This is a genomic window from Pseudanabaena sp. UWO310, assembly GCF_006861605.1.
Classification (GTDB): Bacteria; Cyanobacteriota; Cyanobacteriia; order Pseudanabaenales; family Pseudanabaenaceae; genus Pseudanabaena.
Genome location: NZ_SELU01000041.1, coordinates 19,215 through 38,572 on the forward strand (window position 1 = coordinate 19,215; position 19,358 = coordinate 38,572).

The window sequence follows — 19,358 nt, forward strand, 5'->3', positions numbered from 1 at the left end:
AGCAGTTGAGGTTTAACGATACTGAACTACTTAGCATGGAGAAAACATCACGGACTGATTGCGTCCCTTCTGCTTGGCATGATAAAGGGCTACATCCGCTTGCTTAACAAGCATGGATGGTTCTTGGATAGAGTTGGGTATTAGGCTAGCTACACCAATACTAACCGTAACTATATCGCCGATATCTGATTTTTGATGGGCAATACATAGATTTGTAATTGTCTTGCGGATCTGCTCAGCGACTATAATTGCTCCCTTCTCGTCAGTATTGGGCAAAATCACAGCAAATTCCTCGCCGCCATAACGTGCAACCAGATCGGCAGGACGCAACAACACTTGCTTCACCGCTTGGGCGATCGCCATTAAACAATCATCACCCATTTGATGCCCATAGCAATCGTTGTACCGCTTGAAGTAGTCAATATCAAACAAGATCAAGGTCAAAGGTTGCTGTTCGCGCTCTAGCCTCGCCCATTCCAATTCTAGCCTTTGGTTAAAACAGCGGCGATTAGCGATTTGGGTCAAACCATCAATATTAACCAAACTTTCTAGTTCTAAATTTGCCTTTCTAAGAATAGATTCGGCATACTTCATGTCAGCTTCGGCTCGTTTGCGATCACTAATTTCAAACACCACAAAACCAACCGCAACGGGAATATCATCGAGATCGAAAATTGGGAAATAGGATGATAGCCAAGTTTGCAGAGTTCCTTCTGGGTTATATAGATTACTAGCATTTTCTTGATTTAAGAGCGGCTTTCCTGTCTTAAAAACCTCACTAAGAGAAGCTTCAATCTGTAAACTTAAATCGGGGACGATCTCTTGGGCGCTCCTACCCAGACAGTCATCAATATCTCTTTGGTAAATTTCTGCTAATAATGGATTGATCCTTATATATCGAAGTTGGCGATCGACAATCCCCATCCCCACAGGAGCCGAAGCGAAAAACCCGCTCAGTTGAGCTTTACTTTGTTGCAGTTCCTTAGTGCGCTCAATTACTTGTGTTTCCAGACTCTCCATCGTCTGCTTCAGCGACAACTCCGCTTCTTTCCGTTCGTCAATTACCGCAGAGAGAATGAGTGATGTCAGCGAAAAAACGGCGGTAAAAGATTGCAACAGCAATAATGATTGATTGGGAGAATTCTCGATATAGAGTCCATGCCCTCTAGCTGTGGATAAAATTGCAATTAGGGAAACAAGACTTACCAATAGACTCGCAAAAAAACTACCATAGCGAAAAACCGTCCAGATCAGAATGGGTAGGAGCAAATACGCCAATGGATAGCCTTTTAAAAAGCAAATCCAACTAACGCATAAAAACACAAATAGGACTAAGGTAATCTCGAGCCATCGGTGTTCATTTGGCTGAGATAGGTTTTTCCATAACAATATAGTTGGCGTAAATATTAAATGCGGAAGCGCACTCCCCAACCACCATGTCACCCAGCTAATACCATAGCCATGCCATTTAATAACTCCCGCAACGCAAAGACTGGTAACCCCTAAACTCGCCGACACCATCGGCGCAAAGACCGCCGCCGCAATATACAAAACTACGGTATTAACATGACTAAAAATATCTTGATGCCTTGCGTATTTTTTGATCCAATAGGTAGCAAGCAATGGCTGGAGAACATTGGCACAGGCACAGCATGTAAGAACTATTAAAAAACTAAAGACTGGTAGAGGCGGATTGACTTTGAATAAACCGAGCGTAAGTGCGTAGGTAGACCCACAGATAATTCCTAAAATAGCCCGATTGCCTAGTAGGTACACTAGGGCTAATGTCATCCCTGAGGGAAACCAAACTGAGGCAACAGTGGCAGGTAAAGTGGCAAACTCATGACTGAGCCTGACACCCATAGCGTAGGCAATCGCTACAAGAAGATTAAAAATTACAAATCGAATAGTTCTCTTCTGAAATAACCGATTGCCTTTCATGTAATGCACTATAAATTATTAGGCAATTTTTATTTTACAGGTTACATAACTTCTTTCAGCATCCAAAATCCAGCAAAATGCTCCTCTTCGGCATTAGTTTGGATCGCCAAAAAATGAAAACCCTGAGACTTTTGCTTAGCCTTCTCAAAGTCAGCCCCCTGAGCGATCGCTAATTTATCTTTAGGAGCTTGCAAATTTGCTAAGACCCAACGCGCATCAGCACTTGCCTCCAACTGCATTTGGGTGCGATCGCCTAATAAATTCCGCTCAAACTTGATAAATACAGGATCGACTCCCGACATCCAAGCTGCCAAAGCCGTCGCCCTAGCAGAGATTATAATGATTCCCGCCACAATTGTGTCAGGATCGAGATGGCTGACATCCAGAAGTTCGCTGAAATCCATCGACCATTCCTTTGCCTCTGCAAAATCGCTTGCCTTGAGGGATACGGATATCCATTTTTCACCCATGAGGGCATCGGGAACGGGTTTGGGATCTTGCGCGGCTAATACTTTTAAGGGTAGAGGATTGGGATCGACAGCCTGAAATCCATCGCGATTGGGATAAATACTCGCCATTCTCTCCGCTAACCATGCGGACATCGTAAACACTCGCCGCGAAGCCTGCCCCGTAATCCCAGCGAGTTTGCAGCCTCGCATAATAATATTGGTCATGCTAGGACGGAAAAAGCGAATCTTTATTGGAGTCTGTCCATTAGTGGCGACACAGTCGGTGAGTTGCTTAGCTAGCCATTCTGAGTTCACTTCCGTAGATGGACATTCGCGTACCCATTCAAACTGTCGATCGCGATCGCAGATCAGCAGTTCCCACACTTTCTTATTATTGGCATCCAGTAAGGGACGGGAATAAAAATCTAACTCCCAAATTTTCGACATAAGTTACTTTTTGCTTTGGTTTGATTATTTTGACTTTTTTCATGGTATCGCGATCGTTACCTCTAGATTTTTTTAGGTATAGCTACCGTCACTTGAATTAGGACAAATCAAAAACCAAGAATTAATTGGCGGCGCGAAGCGCCGCCAATTAATTCTTGGTTTTTATGTCCTAGTACAGTTGGCGACAGCTATATTCGGTTTTGGCTGGATAGCCCTTGGAGAATAGCAAACGACTTGATGAAATTGCCAACAATAGTTTTACAATCTCAAAATCGTACTTAGATACCTACGAATGGCTAGATACAATGCAGGAAAACCATGAGGGAATAGACTTCAAACCAGATGCTTCGATCGAGAAACAAAATTCTGAAATTGCGCCCATCGAGAACATTAGCTTATTTATCAATCCAGCAAAAACCAAGGATAAGGCGAGCGACGACAAGACCAAACAAATTTTCGTCACAGATGATTCAGTAGCTGCCACGCAACTATTTTTGTATTAAGTAGCTGGGCATAATTAAAAACCCTAAAACCTATAGCGGACGCTGCGCGTCCGCTATAGGTTTTAGGGTTTTATGTTTATAGCTATATGCACTTAAATCAGGAAATCAAACCCAATAGAGAGTGGCGGCGCGAAGCGCCGCCACTCTCTATTGGGTTTGATTTTTGTCCTAACATTACTGACTATAGCTATAATTGCGCCCAGTTACTTAGCGACCATCATATTAACTACCGTAGCCAAGCAAATTACCCATGACAGATCCTGACACCATCATCTATCCCACAATTGATTTATTTAGCTACGACCTTGCGGAAGGACTAGGACAAAGCGAAGATGAGAGCAACCAGAATCGCAATAAATTTTGGCGGAGAATAAATGTTGGGCAAATGACAGCAGATCAGTTAGCAGATGTCATCAAAATTGAATCAGAACTTTCAGACTACATTGAGCTACTTGGTAAAGATTGCAAAGAGTTTGACTACCCCCTGAATGGGTTTTACTATCCAGTTAAACTCAACGATACCTATGCTTTACAGGTGCATTGCGCCATCGATCTCACCCATAAAGATCGCGATGATCCATCACTTAAGTATGCTCCTCGCCATATCCCCAGTTTCCAAAAAATTCAAGAAAATATTGTTAACAATCTTCATGGTAGTCAAACTAATCAACCAGATAACCACATCGGTCAAACTTGGTTTGTCTGGGGACAGCTTGCTTTTGCTGACCAAAAGGCAAGTGATGCGGCGAAAAGAATTTACGGACATTTAAAAATTTTCGACAACTCAAGCTGGGAAAAAGATCTGAAAACCGAAATCAACCCCTCTGCACCTAAGCTCCTAGGCGCAGAATGCTTTGAGCTATGGCAACTACCAAGCGATCGCGGCGATCTCAGTCAAAACAAACATCTCTTAATTTGTATCTTTCCCCATGAATTAAATATTCTAGATATCAGCCAGACCCTCTCCAAACTTTATCCCAGCTTAATGCGTTTATTTTTGTATCGCCACAAAATTATTTGGTCATACCACCTAAGTCGTCAGCATAAAAGTGAGCTTAAAAACCAAGTCCAAAAAATTCAAACTGCCATCGCCTTATTAGCCAATCAAGATCATTCATCTCAAATAGATCTGGCGCAACTCCAGCAAAGCTTGAAATCAAACCTCAACTTGATGAACACCTATGTTCAAGAACTTATCTATCTAGAATCTCAAAAAAATACTATTGCAACGAATCTGGAGAACTACCAAAATAAACTCAGACGATTAGAAAATCACGAGGAAGATATTGATATTCCCTTTTTAGAGAAATTTGCAACCATCGTCACAAAGAAGTATATCCCCCAAATTATTGCGGATATTACCAACCTCAGCCCCAATCAAAAATTCTTAGAAAACTCTATTAGAAATATTGAAGGCATTATTAGCCTTGAACAAACTCGAAGCGAGCGTAGTCTTAACCAAAGCATCTTCGCCGTTGGTACGGGTTTAGGAACAAGTCAAATCACTGTCAATATCCTCACGGCTCAATTTCCTGTCAATGCCATTGCGACAAAATCGAATACGCTTTTTTTAATTTACATGGTGGCAGCCTTTTTAGGGAGCATCGTAATTGGTGGACTTTCTGGGGGTGGGGTCTGGTGGTGGCTGCATAGGCGATCGCGTAACTCTAAAAATCCGTAATACCAAAGCTCAAAATGGCGTTGCCATTTTGAGCTTTGGTATTACGTTGTTATACCAATTCACGAAAGTGTGACAACACTTTTGTGAATTAAACACCAAACCCAGTAAGGTTTTGAGATTCCCAAAATGGCGTTGCCATTTTGGGAATTGGTATTATATAGGGCGATCGATCGCAAATCAATTCATCCAAAAAAAGTACAAAAAAGAGGTGCAAACATTGTTTGCACCTCTTTTGAAGAAATAAATTTAATTATGATTGGACAATCACTTTTCCTTGCATACCAGCACCACGGTGTGGTGAGCAATAGTAAGAGAATTCTCCAGCTTCATTAAAGGTTGACTCTAACTCAGCCTTAGGCTTTTGAGCCAACTTCTTGTGAGAGAGTTCTGCATGACCATCAAACACAATATTGTGGGGGAAAGCTTTGTTGTTAACCCACTTGACCGTATCGCCAGCTTTAATTGTCACCACTTTAGGATCGAATACAAGCTGACCGCTATCGGAACCCATCTTAACGGTAATGACATCAGCCGCAGCAGGAGATGCTGTCATGAACAGGCTACCAACAACAAACAAAAGGCTAGCGATCGCTAGACCTAGCTTTTTCGCAAAGGAAGAAATATTCATAAATTAACTACCGACTAAAATTCAACTTAACTCGCATTAATTCGACTCGACTCGAACTAAGGCTAAAACACGTAGAGAAAACCAGAAAACACATAGAGAAAGCTAAAGTAATAGCTTTTTGACAAATTATGACGCATTACTACGTACATTATTTGTTTAATAGTATATCTTTCCGCCGCCCCAGCCGATACCTTTGACCTTAGGTTCGTAAAGAATATAACCAGCAATTAGCTTGAGGTCATTGTCGGTGAGCCCACGCATGACGGGGAAGATATCAGTACTCTTGAGGCTAGGGTGAACGTCGTAAATTTCAGTTACGCCATCATAGGTAGTGGGCTTCTTCATGAAGTCCACCAGTCCCAACACATTATTACGCGCTGGATATGCCCCAGCAAGGGAATCAGGGGCTAGATTGACGTTAGGATTGGTAAAGGTGGCTCCACCGAGGTGACAGGTGGCACAGGCATTAGAAAATAATTTCTTACCCTTAGAGATGTCCTTTTGCGTTAAGACAATATTTGTAGTTTCATTGAGGGGGACTGTACGCAGTTCGATCGGAATATCGGCTGCATTGACGCTGGATGTGAAAAGCTGAAAGGTAAGCATCACGAAGGCGATCGCCACCGCTAGATATTTAAAAGAATTTTTGTTCATAATTACGGACATAACTTAATTTATCTAAGTTTATCTAAAAGAATTTCACCTAATCCCAAAGATTTATTGCGACTTTGCAATCACGATAAGCCTTTGGGGGTTTTAGAATTTTGGGCTGCGGATGCCATAATGACAGCCTTTGCATCTTCCAAAGCAAGTTTGGTTTCTGCGTCTTGGTAAGCGATCCCAAGGCGATCGCATAGTTTAAATACATCCTCAATACTGAGTTTGTAGTCCTCGGCGATCTCAGCGATCGAATAGTCAGCAAAGCCCATAACAATACTCGTATCTAGTTAATTCTAGAGATGTTTGTGCTATTTTCTCATGCAAGCAACCGAAAAAGTAAAGTCGGCGCAAAGCACCGACTTTACTTTTTTGTTTTGGGATGTAATTTAAGCGATCGCCGATCCGTCAATCACATCTTGCCAACGCCCGTTACCGACAGCCCTGATCGCTTCGGGTAAATGGATCGCACCCGTGTAAATGGACTTACCCACGATCGCCCCTTTCACGCCGACCGATTCCAGTGACAATAGGTTTAGTAAATCAGCGATCGAACTAATGCCACCTGAGGCAATTACAGGCACATCAACATTTTCAGCAAGTTGGCGCAAAGCTTCAATATTTGGACCTTGCATCGTACCATCACGATAAATATCTGTATAAATAATTCCCGCTATACCGACAGAAGCCATCCGCTTGGCAAGATCTACCGCCATTACTTCCGAAGTTTCCAGCCAGCCTCTCGTTGCTACTTTACCGTCACGAGCATCAATGCCAATCATGATTTGTTCGGGAAATTCTGCACAAATCTCCGCAATTAGCTGAGAATTTTCTACGGCGGCTGTGCCCACGATGACGCGACTGACCCCTGAATTGAGGACTGATAAAATACTTTCGCGATCGCGCAAACCACCACCCATCTGCACTCGCATCGGAATTGAGCGGGCGATCGCCTCAATTACCTTTAGGTTTTGAGGTTTGCCTTCCTTTGCACCATCTAAATCAACTACATGTAAATACTTAGCGCCTTGACTGTACCAGCGTTGGGCAACCTCTACAGGGTCTTCACCAAATACTTCTGACTGTTGATAATCCCCCTGATAGAGCCTGACACAGCGTCCATCTAAAATATCAATTGCGGGAATTACATCCATAATTTTTACCTACGATCCCAGAAGTATAATTTTAGCTAGATTTAGCGATCGCGGTATAGTACAAATCAAGGAAATCCAGTTTTGCTTCTTAAGTTTGTCCTTTAGCTAGTCCCTATGAAATTGCCAAAGCAGTCAGTATCCTCAAAATTAATGTCCATTGGCATCGTCATTAGCGGTGCTTTTTTGCTGATGGCGATCGTCACCCCCCTGTTACAAGCCGTAGGAATTTTGACCGATCCGACGGAATTTCTCAGCAATCCTATTCATGAGCCACCATCGCTACAACATTGGTTTGGCACAGATTTACAAGGACATGATGTATTTACGAGAACGATCGCGGGGGCGGGCGTAGCATGGCAGGTGACGATCGCTTCGACAGTGATCAGTTTAGCGATCGGCGTGCCCTTGGGGATGCTGAGTGGCTATAAGGGTGGATGGCTCGATCGCGGTTTAGTATTTCTGATGGATGCGCTTTACACCCTGCCCAGTCTGTTGCTATCGCTGACGATCGCTTTTGTGGTCGGTACTGGCATCTGGAATGCAGCGATCGCGCTCAGCGTCGCCTATATCCCCCAATATTTTCGAGTCATCCGCAACCAAACTGTGAGTACCAAAACCGAGGTTTATATCGAAGCCGCTCAAGCGATCGGTGCGGATACAAAAACCATTCTCATTAAATATCTCGCCCCCAACGTCATCCAAAGCTTGCCCGTAATCTTCACCCTCAACGCCGCCGATGCGATTCTGACGATCGCGGGTTTAGGATTTTTAGGTTTAGGTATTCCTGAAGATGTGCCTGAATGGGGTCACGATCTCAAGCAAGCTCTCGATGCGCTCTCGACTGGCGAAAATATCTGGTGGACAACAATTTTCCCTGGATTGGCGATTACTTTAATGACGATCGGTTTATCGCTAGTAGGTGAAGGCTTGACTCAGAGATTTAGTAGCAAGAAAACTGAGAGCTAACTACATCTTGCTATAATCTTGATTGAAATTGTTTAAGTACAGTGCGGTATTTTATGGTTACAACAGTCCTGAAAGATAGCATTGCCATAGCGGAACAGCAAATTGAGGATAGAAGGCAAGAAATCGACTATGACACTAGAGAATTTACAATAGAGATCATAGTCAATAAATATTTAGAGAAGGATGATGATGATTCCAGTGAAATTTATGTGCCTGAGTATCAAAGGGAATTTGTATGGGATATCACTCGTCAATCTAGGTTAATTGAATCTATTGTTCTTGGTTTGCCCATTCCTCTGCTATTCGTGGCTGAAATTAAAGAATCTGGAAATCTGGAAATCGTTGATGGCTCTCAGAGAATCAGAACTCTTGCAGCCTTTATAAGCAACCAATTGCGATTAAAAAACCTGAGAACATTAGATTCATTGAATGGTTTCTACTTTAAAGATTTTGCACCATCACGTCAGAGAAAGTTTAAGAATACTCCTATCAGAATGATTGTTCTTTCAGACAAAGCTAATGAAGGAGTCAGAAATGATATGTTTGATCGAATTAATACTAGTAGCCTTGACCTAACTCCTATGGAAACTAGAAAAGGAGTATATAGAGGTGATTTTATTGATTTTGTTTTTGAATGTTCAAAGCATGAAACTTTTATCAGTCTTTGTCCAATTTATAAATATTTCCAGAGTAGAAATGAAGAAGCTGAGCTTGTTTTAAGGTTTTTTGCATTTTCAGAAACCTATCCAGAATTTCGTCTCTCTGAAGTAAAAAATCATCCTGATCTTGAGCGAACAGGAGTAGCTAGATTTCTTGACGAATATGTTATTTGGAAAAATAGCAAGTTTACAAATGAAGAAAAAAGCCAAAAACTACATAACTTTGAGCAAATGTTGTCTTTTGTAGAAAAGACATTCCCAAGTGGATTTAGAAAGTATCATAATTCGGATTCAACTCCGCGCCCTTACTTTGAGGCTATCTCAGTTGGTTCTTACTTAGCGCTACAACAAAAACCTGATTTAGCCGTTAGAGGTTTATGGCGAGATGATGAGAAGAATACTCAAGCACATTCTTTCTCTATTCCCATTGGTCGCTATCAAACCCATAAGCCTGAGAATATGCAGCAGAGAATTGACTATGTTAAGGAGAAGCTTCTTAGCCATAGTATATGAAAGAATTTATAAGGGACTTTCACAAACGAGTAGCCGAAATTGATAAATACTTTGAATTGGTAGATAGAATTGAACAGCTTGGGGCTTTTTCTACTAATTCGATAACTTTTCCTTCGGGCAATTACAAGGTTGACAGCAATCTCCAAAAAATCCTGAAATCTAATTGCTATTTACTCCTGTACAACTTAATTGAGTCTTCTATTAGAAATGGGATCAATGCAATTCATGATGCAATTTCATTTGATAAGCTTACCTACCAGGATTTAAGCCCAAAAATCAAGATGTTATGGCTATCAAATGATTGTAGCAAAAGCTTCGTTGATTCTAAGATCAGAAAGGAAACTATAGCGAAAAACCTCCAAGATGTAATTAATGCAGTTATAGATGGTGAAATCGTTGAATTAGAGCCAATCACCAATATCCCAATATTTGGAAAACCCAACGGAAACCCAAACGCTAAGGCTATCAAAAAGCTTATAGATATGTATGGCATTCCTGTAAATCCAGAAATTCCTCATGATACCCTTAACTTTATAGTTAAGATACGATGCGATCTGGCTCATGGAAATCTTTCATTTAGCGATGCGTCAAATGAGATTATTTGGAATAAATCAGTCAGTACTACTGATAGTAAACAAAAAATATACAGATACTTGCTTGACGACAAAGAAAATGTAGTTAAGTACTTAACTCGTATGCTGCAAGACATTGATAGCTATATTGATAGCAAAGGATATAAATTGTAGAGTGATCGCCGATCTTGTAGTGAGATTACTTGGAGGACTACTTATGAGTGTTGATTCTCAATTAGCTGAAAAGGGTTTAGACGCTAAAGCTTTAGAAAAAAATAGATTGCAAAGAATTGCAGAAAAATATAGATTGCAAGGATTTGAAGTTGTAATCGAGCCTTCTAAATCCTTGATTCCTTTTGACTTAGGAAATTACTGTCCAGATCTTATTGCGAGAAAGGGATTGGATGAAGGTTACATAATTGAACTTAAAAACTCAATTGCTAAAATCTCAGTCGATCGCTATCGAGAGATTGCCGAAATAGTAGCTCAGCATCATGGTTGGCGATTTTTACTGATAACTGGAGAAGATATATCTTCAGATGATCCCAAAGATGATAGTGAATTGCTGACTTGGGAACAGATGTTGCAACGTCAAGAACAGGCTCAAAAATTTTTAGCGATCGGAGAAGTAGAAGTTGCCTTTTTGTATTTATGGGGAATTTTGGAAGCGGCTATGCGTCGTCAATCTAAGCAAGTTGCAATTCCGATAGAACGGTTTCCTGCCAATTCTTTAATTAATCATCTATATTCTCAAGGTGAGCTTTCGATGGAGCAGTTTGATCAAGTGAGAGTAATTCAAACTGTACGCGATCGCCTTGTACATGGTTATCAAATGTCTAAGCTTGATGAACCTACAAAACAATTGCAAATGCTTGTTAATGAGTTAATTAAAATGTGGAAGATCTAAATCTATAAATTCAGGTGAATTTTTTAGCTAATGACTTGGAGTTTCCGATGCATGAAGTCCTCGAACAAGGTAGAAGTGGCATAGAAATCATGCTGAGAGACGAAGATGGTAATTTATTGCCAGCCAGCATTGATACAGGTTCTCGTGATTGGACGGATACGGATGGTCGTCATACTGATTGCATTATCAAGTTATCTTGGGCTGGTGGTGTGATTGAAGAAACGGATTGGAACTATTTTGCATCATTTAAGAAAGTGAGAAAACGGCTTGCGACTCATAGTCTTTTACCCATGTGTTATGGAGCAAGTCGGCGAGTCATACTAACTGGGATGGCTGTAGATATGGGCTTAGGGCAGAAGATATGGCGGGTAAATCAAGATGATGAGATGTATCACCCCCTCGTAGGCATTTTTAAGACAGGAGAAGATGTAGAGCCTGTCAGCGTTGAAGAGCAAGAGAAGTTCCAAGCAGAATGGTGGAAGCGAAAACAAGAACAATTAGCGAAATAGAACAACCCAGATGCAATCGGCTAGAGGGATTGAGCTATAAATTAGTATAGTGCGATCGCCGATCAAGTTAGGATGGGTTAATGAAATGTAGTGCACCTTTTTAAGGTCAATACAAATGAACCTTTTACATAACAAATATTGGGTTGCAAGTAATATTTTCACAGGAACGGTGATGGGACTCGATTATTCAAATGGCTGTGTGAATTTTCGCGATATCGGGGAATCCCTTGAACTAATTACGGGCACGTCCATTTTCCCAAAGAATAAGCTGTTCCGTGGCGGCAAAATTGATTTCGTAAAACATGCTACAACGATTCAAAACCCCGCAACAATTCTCAACCTTCGACGAGGTCAAGACCCACAATGTCTTCCAACAATCTATGCTCATTTCCCTGCATCTAATGACCTTGAAAAATACGAAACATCCAACCGCAAAGTACGCCGTTGGCTGAACGATGTTGTCTCATACTTAAGCAAACCTGACACACAGTTCCCCTTATTGATACACTGTACGTCAGGCAAAGATCGAACTGGCGTTGTCGTGGCAGCCATATTGATGATCGTTGGGATTGACCGCACAACAATCATTGAAGAGTACCTTCTAAGCGAAGGCGAAGTTCACCCCAGATGGATTGAAATGGCTCTTGATGGCATCGCCGATCCTAAGAAGTATTTCCATCGTGTTGATTTACAAGCATTAGTACATCGGCTCGCAAAATGAGCAACACAACAAACCTTTGCACATTAAGTTCAAGGATGTTTACAGGCAAGCGTTCAATTCATTCATTTAACTCCTTCTTATAGCAACTAATACCCAATCACAAAATGGCTACGCCATTTTGTGATTTTAAAACCCTTGCTAGATTTGGGTTTTAATTCCCAAAAGTGTAGCCACACTTTTGGGAATTGGGATAAGGTTTGCTCAGGACATAAAACCCTAAAGACGAATGGTGGTGCGAAGCGCCACTATTCATCTTTAGGGTTTTGATTCGTCCTCACTATCTCTTACGTTGATATAAAATCAATTTATTACATTTAATCTTTCTTGCTAAAGTGACTGATTTACCCGCTTTAAATAATGTTTATGGATATCTTCACTCAAAGACAGGCTTGCGAGATATAGCCAAGGTACTGAGAAACTACTTAGGACTATCAGAAAAACAAATTTATATTTATAGAAGTCAATTTGATGGAAATGAGACTCTAAAAATTAGAATGGAAACCTGTGAACTTGAAACACAAAGTCTAGAAGAAGGAGATAAATGGCTATTCAATGGCGCTGTAGCAGGAGATATTGACTCGATTAAAGCGACACTTAAGGAAATATGCGATCCATTAACGCGCAAAGGATATGAAACTAATTTTGAAATCTATGATGAAAATTTTGAATTCCTCTCTAGCTATCCTTGATGATTATTGCTTAAAGTCCTGCAAGGTGCGATCGCCGATCTCGCAAGATGAGTTAATAGAATGCGGCGATCGCCACTCGCTCAAACTTGCTGGTATTAACGCAGCACTAAAACGCATTGATTGGCGGCTTCGTCACCAATCCCATCTCAAGAATCGTAATTTAGTCCCGTTATGGTTATTAACGCTTGACTGACACTTGACTGACACTTGCGGGGGGCAGATTGCGTTATTCAGGCTCAAGGGGAGCCATTGTTAACCCTGCTTGCTTTAGCTGGGCATGATAAAGTTCAGCTTGTTCCATTGGACCAACCCAGACGATCGCTAAACCTTCAAAATGAACTTGATTGGTTAATTCCCAAGCCATCTGCTCGGTCATGTTGGGGATATATTTCATCAAACAATTCGAGACATGCTCGAAGGTATTGAAATCATCGTTTAGCACAATGACCTTATATTTCGGGTAAGGCTTGCGTACTACTTCCCGCACGGTGTCTTTAACTTTTTCGGGGGTTTGAACAGCAGCAAATATAGCCATAATCTCAACTAACGCTTTATACCTTAATTATCTCAGATAATTTTATAAAAGGTGACAGAATCGTCCCTTAGTTAAGTAGCTAGGCATAAGTAAACTTAAAACCTAGAAGAGCATACCGCCCGCTGCGCGGGCGGTATGCTCTCTGGTTTTGGTTTTTAATTATGCCTAGCTACTTACATCTCTCTGAATCCCCAAATCTGAATCCTTAAAATCGCTGTAGGATAGACTTAGTTGCTCCTCTGACCTTACAACATGACTGCGATCGCCCCTATCCCCAATATTTCCTCAGCGCAAACCCAGATTATTGATTGGCAAGCGATCGCTAACGCTTTTATTGCGATCGTCGGCGATCGCTATGTTGTGCGCACTCGCGAAGAGTTAATCGCCTTTGAATGTGACGGACTGACCAGCTACAAACAACAACCCGCGATCGTCGTTTTGCCCCTTACTACCGAGGAAGTTTCAGCCGTGGTGAAGGTATGCGATCGCTATCGACTCCCCTTTGTGGCGAGAGGTTCGGGCACGGGTTTATCAGGTGGGGCATTGCCCTTGCCTGACTCAGTGCTAATCGTCACCTCGCGCATGAAAAAGATTTTAGCTATTGACATGGAAAATCAACGGGTAGTCGTGCAACCAGGAGTCATTAATAACTGGGTGACTCAGGCTGTAAGCGGTGCAGGATTCTATTATGCGCCCGATCCTTCCAGCCAGATCATCTGTTCCATTGGTGGTAATGTGGCAGAAAACTCAGGTGGAGTTCATTGCTTGAAATATGGAGTGACCACCAATCATGTCCTCGGCGCAAAAATTGTCCTTCCCGATGGCGCGATCGCCGATATTGGCGGCAAAATCCCTGAGAGCCCTGGCTACGATCTCACGGGGCTATTTGTCGGCTCTGAAGGAACCCTCGGAATTACCACAGAAATCACACTCAAGATCCTGAAATCTGCGGAATCAATTCAAGTACTCCTCGCCGATTTTACCAGCGTCGAAGCCGCAGGAGCGACCGTATCCAATGTGATCGGAGATGGTATCATTCCTGGAGGAATGGAAATTATGGATAACATGAGCATCAATGCCGTCGAGGACACTGTCGCCACCAATTGTTATCCCCGCGATGCGGCGGCAATTCTCCTAATTGAAATTGATGGATTAGAAATAGAAGTTGCCGAGAGTGCCAAACGAGTGGAAGCAATTTGCTATCAAAATGGGGCGCGAAATGTGACTACAGCGATCGACCCCGAACAAAGGCTCCGTCTTTGGAAGGGTAGAAAGGCAGCTTTTGCGGCGATGGGTCGCCTAAGCCCCGACTATTATGTTCAGGATGGGGTAATTCCGAGAACAAAGCTTACTTATGTATTGCAAGAAATTGAGAAGCTCAGCGAGAAATATGGTTATCATGTAGCGAATGTGTTCCATGCTGGCGATGGTAATCTGCATCCTTTGATTTTGTATAATAATGCGGAAGTTGGCGCTCTCGAAACTGTGGAAGAATTAGGTGGTGAGATTCTGAAACTATGCGTGCGCGTTGGCGGTAGTATTTCGGGCGAACATGGCATTGGGGCAGATAAAAAATGCTATATGCCAGAGATGTTTAGTCCGTCGGATTTGGAAACTATGCAATGGGTGCGCAATGCCTTCGATCCTAAGGGCATTGCCAATCCTACGAAGATTTTGCCAACTCCCCGTACCTGTGGTGAAGGGGCAAAGCCCAGCCACGATGCTAAGTATAAGATGATGGAACGTTTTTAGGAATATTTGTAAGCAGTTAAGCATAATTAAAAACCGAAACCAGAGAGCGTACCGCCCACTACGAGGGCGGTACGCTCGTCTAGATTCTACTCAAAAAAGTTATGGATTTTTGCGAAAATGCTTTGCCTCTACTTTTTGATTAGTTCTATTCCTAGTTTGCCACCGATTTCGAGAACGTTATTGGTGAAGTCGGTTATACCTGCGATCGGGGTGGCGATGACTGTAGCGGCAGTGAGTAAAGCTAGTAGACGTTTTTTGAGTTTGGGAAGACTGCGTTCTTTTTCTGGTTTTTGAATTTCGGCTTCTACGTCATCAATATCGATGGTGATGTCTTCGCGGATGTCTGGTGGAAACTGGGCAGCAGTTTGGCGCAGGGTGCTGATGATTTGGAGAAGTTCCGCTACGCTTGCGCCACTTGTTTGACTGAAGTTTGAGGCTTGTTGACGGGCATTGTCTTTGACTTCGTTAGCGAAGTTGGCGATATTTGCGCCTTGAAGATTGTTATTAAATTGTGTGCCAATTTTATCGCCTGTAACTTTGTCACCTGCGATGTTGTCTCCTGAGCCGTATTGATTAATGTTATTTGGCATAGGTTTGTAATGGAGTTTTAGGAGTTGATGGGCGTGTAAGGCTTGAATGGCATAGGTTTGACCGTCATCATCGCTAAATTCGATTTCGTAGACTTCGGGAGCAAGGATTTCGACGATGGTTCCGACTTGTCCTGATTGTAAGCGATGTTGGGGGAGGTCGTTTTTTAGGGCAACGATATCGAATAGATTGAGTTTAGTTAGTGTGAGCATTGGCTTTATCTAGAAGTATAACAGGTTGAAATTTAGAAGATATTTTGTAGGGGCAGAGCATTCCTGCTGATATCTCTCGGTCTTTCAGTTGTTGTCATACAGGAATGCTCTGCCCTAAACCTTGGCGATTTATACCAAATCACAAAATGGCTACGCCATTTTGTGATTTTAAAACCCTTACTGGGTTTGGTTTTCAATTCCCAAAAGTGTAGCCACACTTTTGGGAATTGGTATTACAGGGATATCGAAGAGGGTTGAGCATTTGCAAATAGAGAAACTTGTTAAACATTAAAAATTGTGGCGCAAATGCTCAACCCCTACGCCTCAAATTTATTACCTTCCACCTCATCACCTGCAAAATTATCACCTTTTCCATATTGATTGTAAATCACCTGTTTTTCTATGTAATCACCTCTGATCACTTTTTGACGAGATTCTAATGATTCATAGCCGTCTAGTAATTGACGTAAATCGAGCTTTAGTTTTAGTTCGCCAATGATTTTTTTGGTTTCGCCCATTGCTTCAAGTCCGAGGAGTTCGGTGTATTTGAGTGGATCGTGGTGGGGATGGTTGGGGACAGGAACCCATTCGGTAATTTCGAGATTGGGGAGGGTGTTGTGGATTCTTTTGAAGGTATCGCGGAGAATGCCGAGAAAGAGGCGACGGGTTTCTTTGCGACCGCTAATGGCGATGAAGATTTTCTTGTCTTCGGGATCAGCTTTGATACGGGCGATGTTGTAGGTTTCGTTGTTTTCTTGGTATTGCAACATTACGCCACTGCGCCAGTAGGTGTGGTTGTGGATGCGATCGTGAGTGATGACGATGAAGCGAGAGATGATGCTTTCAGGGAGAACTTTGTAATGATATTGAAATTCGAGGGTTTCGCCTTCTAGTCTGGTTTCGTCTGGTTGGTCTTTTGGCAATAGTCCCGCGATTAGGAATTGGGGTGGATGGCAGTTTAGAGCAAAACCAAGCTCGAATTCTTTCATTAATTCGATGAGGTAGGTGTGGCGCTTGGTAGGGTATCGTTCTGAATCGAGGATGCGAGTTAGGTCGTCGGGGGTGAAGATGCCTTTGGTTTTGAGGTTTTCATCGCTGAGCAGGGCATAGATGCCTTCTGTCACCCAGCTTGGTTTGAGAACATTGGTATCCTTGAGAATGGGGTGATCGCGGAAGTTGAGAACTAAGCCGAGACGATGGAGCAGGTCGATCAGTTGTTCTTGGTTTTGTTCTTCAGGGATTTTATTTTCGTGACAAATGTTGAGATAGCGATTGTAGGTAATAAAGTCTTCGGGCATGGATTCAAGTTGTTGTTTGACTTCAAACCATGTCAGGGGCAGAAGGTCATAGACTTCTTTGAGGTTGCCGACTTGCCTCAAAATTGCGGCGCGAAGTTCATCAATACCTTCGTTCTTTGAGCAGGAGGTTTCGATGATCGCTTGGATATTGGGATATTTTTCGCGCAGTGCTTTGCGGTTAATGTCGAGGGGTTGTTCGTCTTTTTTGTTGCCAACAATAATCACGGGGGACTTGCCACCAAAGCCTTCGATCAGTTTTAGCCAATATTCGATGCGGTTCTCTTCTTCGCTAGTGCGACAGTTGCAGACGAGGAGATAGAGGCTACGCTTGGTTAGGAAAAACTGATGGGTAGCATGATAGATTTCTTGTCCGCCAAAGTCCCAAACATTGAGGCGAATATCTTTGCTATTGACTTCCACATTCCAAGTTTCAACATTAAGTCCATCGGTTTGAGCTTGATTTTTATCCCACTGATCGCGAATTAGCCGTTCCATTAAAGATGTTTTGCCAACGCTGCCTTGTCCGATCAATATGAGTTTAGCTTCATGTAAGGGACGACTATCTCGTAACCGTAGTTGACGTATGTAGTTAAAGATTATTTGCTTATCTTCTGGCGCATAAATTTCTGGTGTAATCGAAAGTTGATTTTTTTCTGCATAGAGTTTTGCCAATGCAAAAAATTGCTCTGCTTCTAAATAGAATTTTTCCAGTCTTGGCAATAAGATCAAAGCATCTGGAATTTCCTTGATTTGGTTTGCAGTAATATTAATCACTCTCAAACTGGATAAACTGATTATTGAGCTTGGAATTTTCTTGATTTGGTTCCAAGAAAGATTAAGCTCTACCAAATTAGATAGGCTACATACTGCTTCAGTTATTTCCTTGATTTGGTTAGAATAAAGGAAAATAGTTGTCAATTTCGATAAATTAGAGATTGTATCTGGTATTTCCTTGATTTGGTTGCCAGAGAGAGAAAGAGTTGTCAGATTAGTTAAATTACCAATCGATTCAGGAATTTTCTCAATACGGTTGGCATAGAGAAAAAGAGTTGTCAGATTAGTTAAATTACCAATCTTTTCAGGAATCTCAGTCAATCCTTTACCTGATAAATCGAGTTCCGTCCAGCCCTCACGTTCTGCTTGTGCGATTATTGCCAATAACTCTGCATCAGTCATAAATTCAAGGAAAAAGTAGAAAGGAAAAAGGAAAAACTAGAAAGTAATTATTTCTAAGCCACGATTTTTGACCAGATGTAACAACTTTAGCGCAGTTCCACTTGGGCGCTTCTGCCCGATCTCCCACTTCTGCACCGTTGACACACTCGTATTTAGCAAAGCAGCAAACACCGCCTGACTCACTCGACAAGCTTCTCGAATTTGCCTAATTTGCTCAGGTTGTAACGGTTCCACTGGCGGCAAACACAAGCGATCAAATTCCCGTAAAGTCACTTGATCCATCACACCAGCCTGATGTAGCCCCTTAGCAGTTTCATGCACCGCTTCAAGAATTGCTGATTTCTTCATTACAAATTACCTCTATTAATTCATCATTACGCTGAGCCATAGCTAAATCTTCTACTGATAGGGCAAGAAGATGGTTAGACAATTTCTTCAAAGCCTCCTCTTCCTGTTTATTGATGTTGCCGCGATCGCTCTTAGCAAAACCAAATACAAACATCCAGTGATCGCCTCTATTTGTAGCAACTAATGTCCGAAAACCTCCACTTTTACCTTGTCCAGTTCGTGCAACTCGTTTTTTGACTAATCCACCACCCAAATCTGCCTCATATAGCCCTTCCATCATTTCTCGCACAGCTAAACATAGACTAAGATTATTTAGTCCTTGCTTCCGCGCCCAACGATCAAACCAACGAGTTTTATAGATACTCATAATTTTACTATAGCACTAAGTGCTATATATTTAGTAATCATCTAATTTCGCTAGGCAATCCTTCCAGATCGTTCCCCGATAGATCG

At 42.0% G+C, this 19,358-nt stretch carries 22 protein-coding genes; 11 read left to right on the top strand and 11 right to left on the bottom strand.

Going from position 1 to position 19,358, the window contains the following annotated elements; genetic code table 11:
• Positions 1-30 precede the first annotated feature (30 nt).
• Together PseudUWO310_RS14315 and PseudUWO310_RS14320 are read right to left on the bottom strand one after the other, a co-directional pair.
• Complete coding sequence (locus tag PseudUWO310_RS14315; protein ID WP_142602390.1) at positions 31-1,941, bottom strand: diguanylate cyclase domain-containing protein; 1,911 nt, start codon at positions 1,939-1,941, stop codon at positions 31-33.
• A 41-nt stretch (positions 1,942-1,982) separates the two neighbouring features.
• Positions 1,983-2,837, bottom strand: a complete 855-nt coding sequence (locus PseudUWO310_RS14320) for a Tab2/Atab2 family RNA-binding protein (protein ID WP_142602392.1) — start codon at positions 2,835-2,837, stop codon at positions 1,983-1,985.
• Between the two features lie 215 nt (positions 2,838-3,052).
• Between PseudUWO310_RS14320 and PseudUWO310_RS14325 the strand changes: the two genes are divergently transcribed.
• Both PseudUWO310_RS14325 and PseudUWO310_RS14330 read left to right on the top strand, forming a co-directional pair.
• Positions 3,053-3,340: a hypothetical protein gene (locus PseudUWO310_RS14325; RefSeq protein ID WP_142602394.1), complete on the top strand. Its 288-nt coding sequence runs from the start codon at positions 3,053-3,055 to the stop codon at positions 3,338-3,340.
• Between the two features lie 250 nt (positions 3,341-3,590).
• Positions 3,591-5,021: a hypothetical protein gene (locus PseudUWO310_RS14330; protein ID WP_142602396.1), complete on the top strand. Its 1,431-nt coding sequence runs from the start codon at positions 3,591-3,593 to the stop codon at positions 5,019-5,021.
• 250 nt (positions 5,022-5,271) lie between these two features.
• Here the strand turns inward: PseudUWO310_RS14330 and petE are convergent, their stop codons facing one another.
• The 4 genes from petE to hisA all read right to left on the bottom strand — a co-directional run bounded on the left by petE (position 5,272) and on the right by hisA (position 7,460).
• A complete protein-coding gene (gene petE / locus PseudUWO310_RS14335) occupies positions 5,272-5,649 on the bottom strand; it encodes a plastocyanin (protein WP_142602397.1) in 378 nt (125 codons plus the stop codon).
• 156 nt (positions 5,650-5,805) lie between these two features.
• Complete coding sequence (gene psbV / locus PseudUWO310_RS14340; protein ID WP_142602450.1) at positions 5,806-6,303, bottom strand: photosystem II cytochrome c-550; 498 nt, start codon at positions 6,301-6,303, stop codon at positions 5,806-5,808.
• An 80-nt stretch (positions 6,304-6,383) separates the two neighbouring features.
• Positions 6,384-6,578, bottom strand: coding sequence for a hypothetical protein (locus tag PseudUWO310_RS14345; protein ID WP_055074345.1), 195 nt, complete (start codon positions 6,576-6,578; stop codon positions 6,384-6,386).
• 117 nt (positions 6,579-6,695) lie between these two features.
• Entirely contained in the window at positions 6,696-7,460 is a 765-nt protein-coding gene (hisA, locus tag PseudUWO310_RS14350; protein WP_142602399.1) for a 1-(5-phosphoribosyl)-5-[(5-phosphoribosylamino)methylideneamino]imidazole-4-carboxamide isomerase, read from the bottom strand.
• A gap of 114 nt (positions 7,461-7,574) precedes the next feature.
• Between hisA and PseudUWO310_RS14355 the strand changes: the two genes are divergently transcribed.
• The 8 genes from PseudUWO310_RS14355 (at position 7,575) to PseudUWO310_RS14390 (ending at position 13,189) form a co-directional block, all read left to right on the top strand.
• Positions 7,575-8,426 (top strand): ABC transporter permease, encoded by an 852-nt coding sequence (locus PseudUWO310_RS14355; protein WP_142602401.1) that lies wholly within the window; start codon positions 7,575-7,577, stop codon positions 8,424-8,426.
• A 53-nt stretch (positions 8,427-8,479) separates the two neighbouring features.
• A complete protein-coding gene (locus PseudUWO310_RS14360; RefSeq protein WP_142602403.1) occupies positions 8,480-9,598 on the top strand; it encodes a DUF262 domain-containing protein in 1,119 nt (372 codons plus the stop codon).
• Positions 9,595-10,344, top strand: a complete 750-nt coding sequence (locus tag PseudUWO310_RS14365) for an MAE_28990/MAE_18760 family HEPN-like nuclease (RefSeq protein WP_142602405.1) — start codon at positions 9,595-9,597, stop codon at positions 10,342-10,344. Before PseudUWO310_RS14360 ends, PseudUWO310_RS14365 begins: the two co-directional genes overlap by 4 nt.
• A 43-nt stretch (positions 10,345-10,387) precedes the next feature.
• On the top strand, positions 10,388-11,077 hold the full coding sequence (locus tag PseudUWO310_RS14370) for a hypothetical protein (RefSeq protein ID WP_142602407.1): 690 nt from the start codon (positions 10,388-10,390) through the stop codon (positions 11,075-11,077).
• A 14-nt stretch (positions 11,078-11,091) separates the two neighbouring features.
• Positions 11,092-11,586 (top strand): hypothetical protein, encoded by a 495-nt coding sequence (locus PseudUWO310_RS14375; protein WP_142602409.1) that lies wholly within the window; start codon positions 11,092-11,094, stop codon positions 11,584-11,586.
• A gap of 115 nt (positions 11,587-11,701) precedes the next feature.
• Positions 11,702-12,307: a tyrosine-protein phosphatase gene (locus PseudUWO310_RS14380; RefSeq protein WP_223805672.1), complete on the top strand. Its 606-nt coding sequence runs from the start codon at positions 11,702-11,704 to the stop codon at positions 12,305-12,307.
• A gap of 332 nt (positions 12,308-12,639) precedes the next feature.
• Entirely contained in the window at positions 12,640-12,996 is a 357-nt protein-coding gene (locus tag PseudUWO310_RS14385) for a hypothetical protein (RefSeq protein WP_142602411.1), read from the top strand.
• Positions 12,971-13,189, top strand: coding sequence for a hypothetical protein (locus tag PseudUWO310_RS14390; protein WP_142602413.1), 219 nt, complete (start codon positions 12,971-12,973; stop codon positions 13,187-13,189). Before PseudUWO310_RS14385 ends, PseudUWO310_RS14390 begins: the two co-directional genes overlap by 26 nt.
• Before the next feature lie 33 nt (positions 13,190-13,222).
• On the opposite strand, the gene clpS is transcribed toward PseudUWO310_RS14390, so the two are convergent.
• Positions 13,223-13,531: an ATP-dependent Clp protease adapter ClpS gene (gene clpS, locus PseudUWO310_RS14395; protein WP_009628256.1), complete on the bottom strand. Its 309-nt coding sequence runs from the start codon at positions 13,529-13,531 to the stop codon at positions 13,223-13,225.
• A 252-nt stretch (positions 13,532-13,783) separates the two neighbouring features.
• On the opposite strand from clpS, the gene glcD reads away from it, so the two are divergent.
• Positions 13,784-15,283 (top strand): glycolate oxidase subunit GlcD, encoded by a 1,500-nt coding sequence (gene glcD, locus PseudUWO310_RS14400; protein ID WP_142602416.1) that lies wholly within the window; start codon positions 13,784-13,786, stop codon positions 15,281-15,283.
• A 128-nt stretch (positions 15,284-15,411) separates the two neighbouring features.
• On the opposite strand, the gene PseudUWO310_RS23340 is transcribed toward glcD, so the two are convergent.
• The 4 genes from PseudUWO310_RS23340 to PseudUWO310_RS14425 form a co-directional block, all read right to left on the bottom strand.
• A complete protein-coding gene (locus PseudUWO310_RS23340; RefSeq protein ID WP_223805673.1) occupies positions 15,412-16,083 on the bottom strand; it encodes a DUF4926 domain-containing protein in 672 nt (223 codons plus the stop codon).
• Between the two features lie 317 nt (positions 16,084-16,400).
• Entirely contained in the window at positions 16,401-18,557 is a 2,157-nt protein-coding gene (locus tag PseudUWO310_RS14415; protein WP_142602418.1) for a COR domain-containing protein, read from the bottom strand.
• A gap of 36 nt (positions 18,558-18,593) precedes the next feature.
• A complete protein-coding gene (locus PseudUWO310_RS14420) occupies positions 18,594-18,905 on the bottom strand; it encodes a helix-turn-helix domain-containing protein (RefSeq protein WP_142602420.1) in 312 nt (103 codons plus the stop codon).
• The gene (locus PseudUWO310_RS14425; protein ID WP_142602422.1) at positions 18,883-19,272 is read right to left on the bottom strand and encodes a type II toxin-antitoxin system RelE/ParE family toxin; all 390 of its coding nucleotides are present in this window, start codon (positions 19,270-19,272) and stop codon (positions 18,883-18,885) included. The genes PseudUWO310_RS14420 and PseudUWO310_RS14425 overlap by 23 nt, the downstream gene beginning before the upstream one ends.
• Positions 19,273-19,358 lie beyond the last annotated feature (86 nt).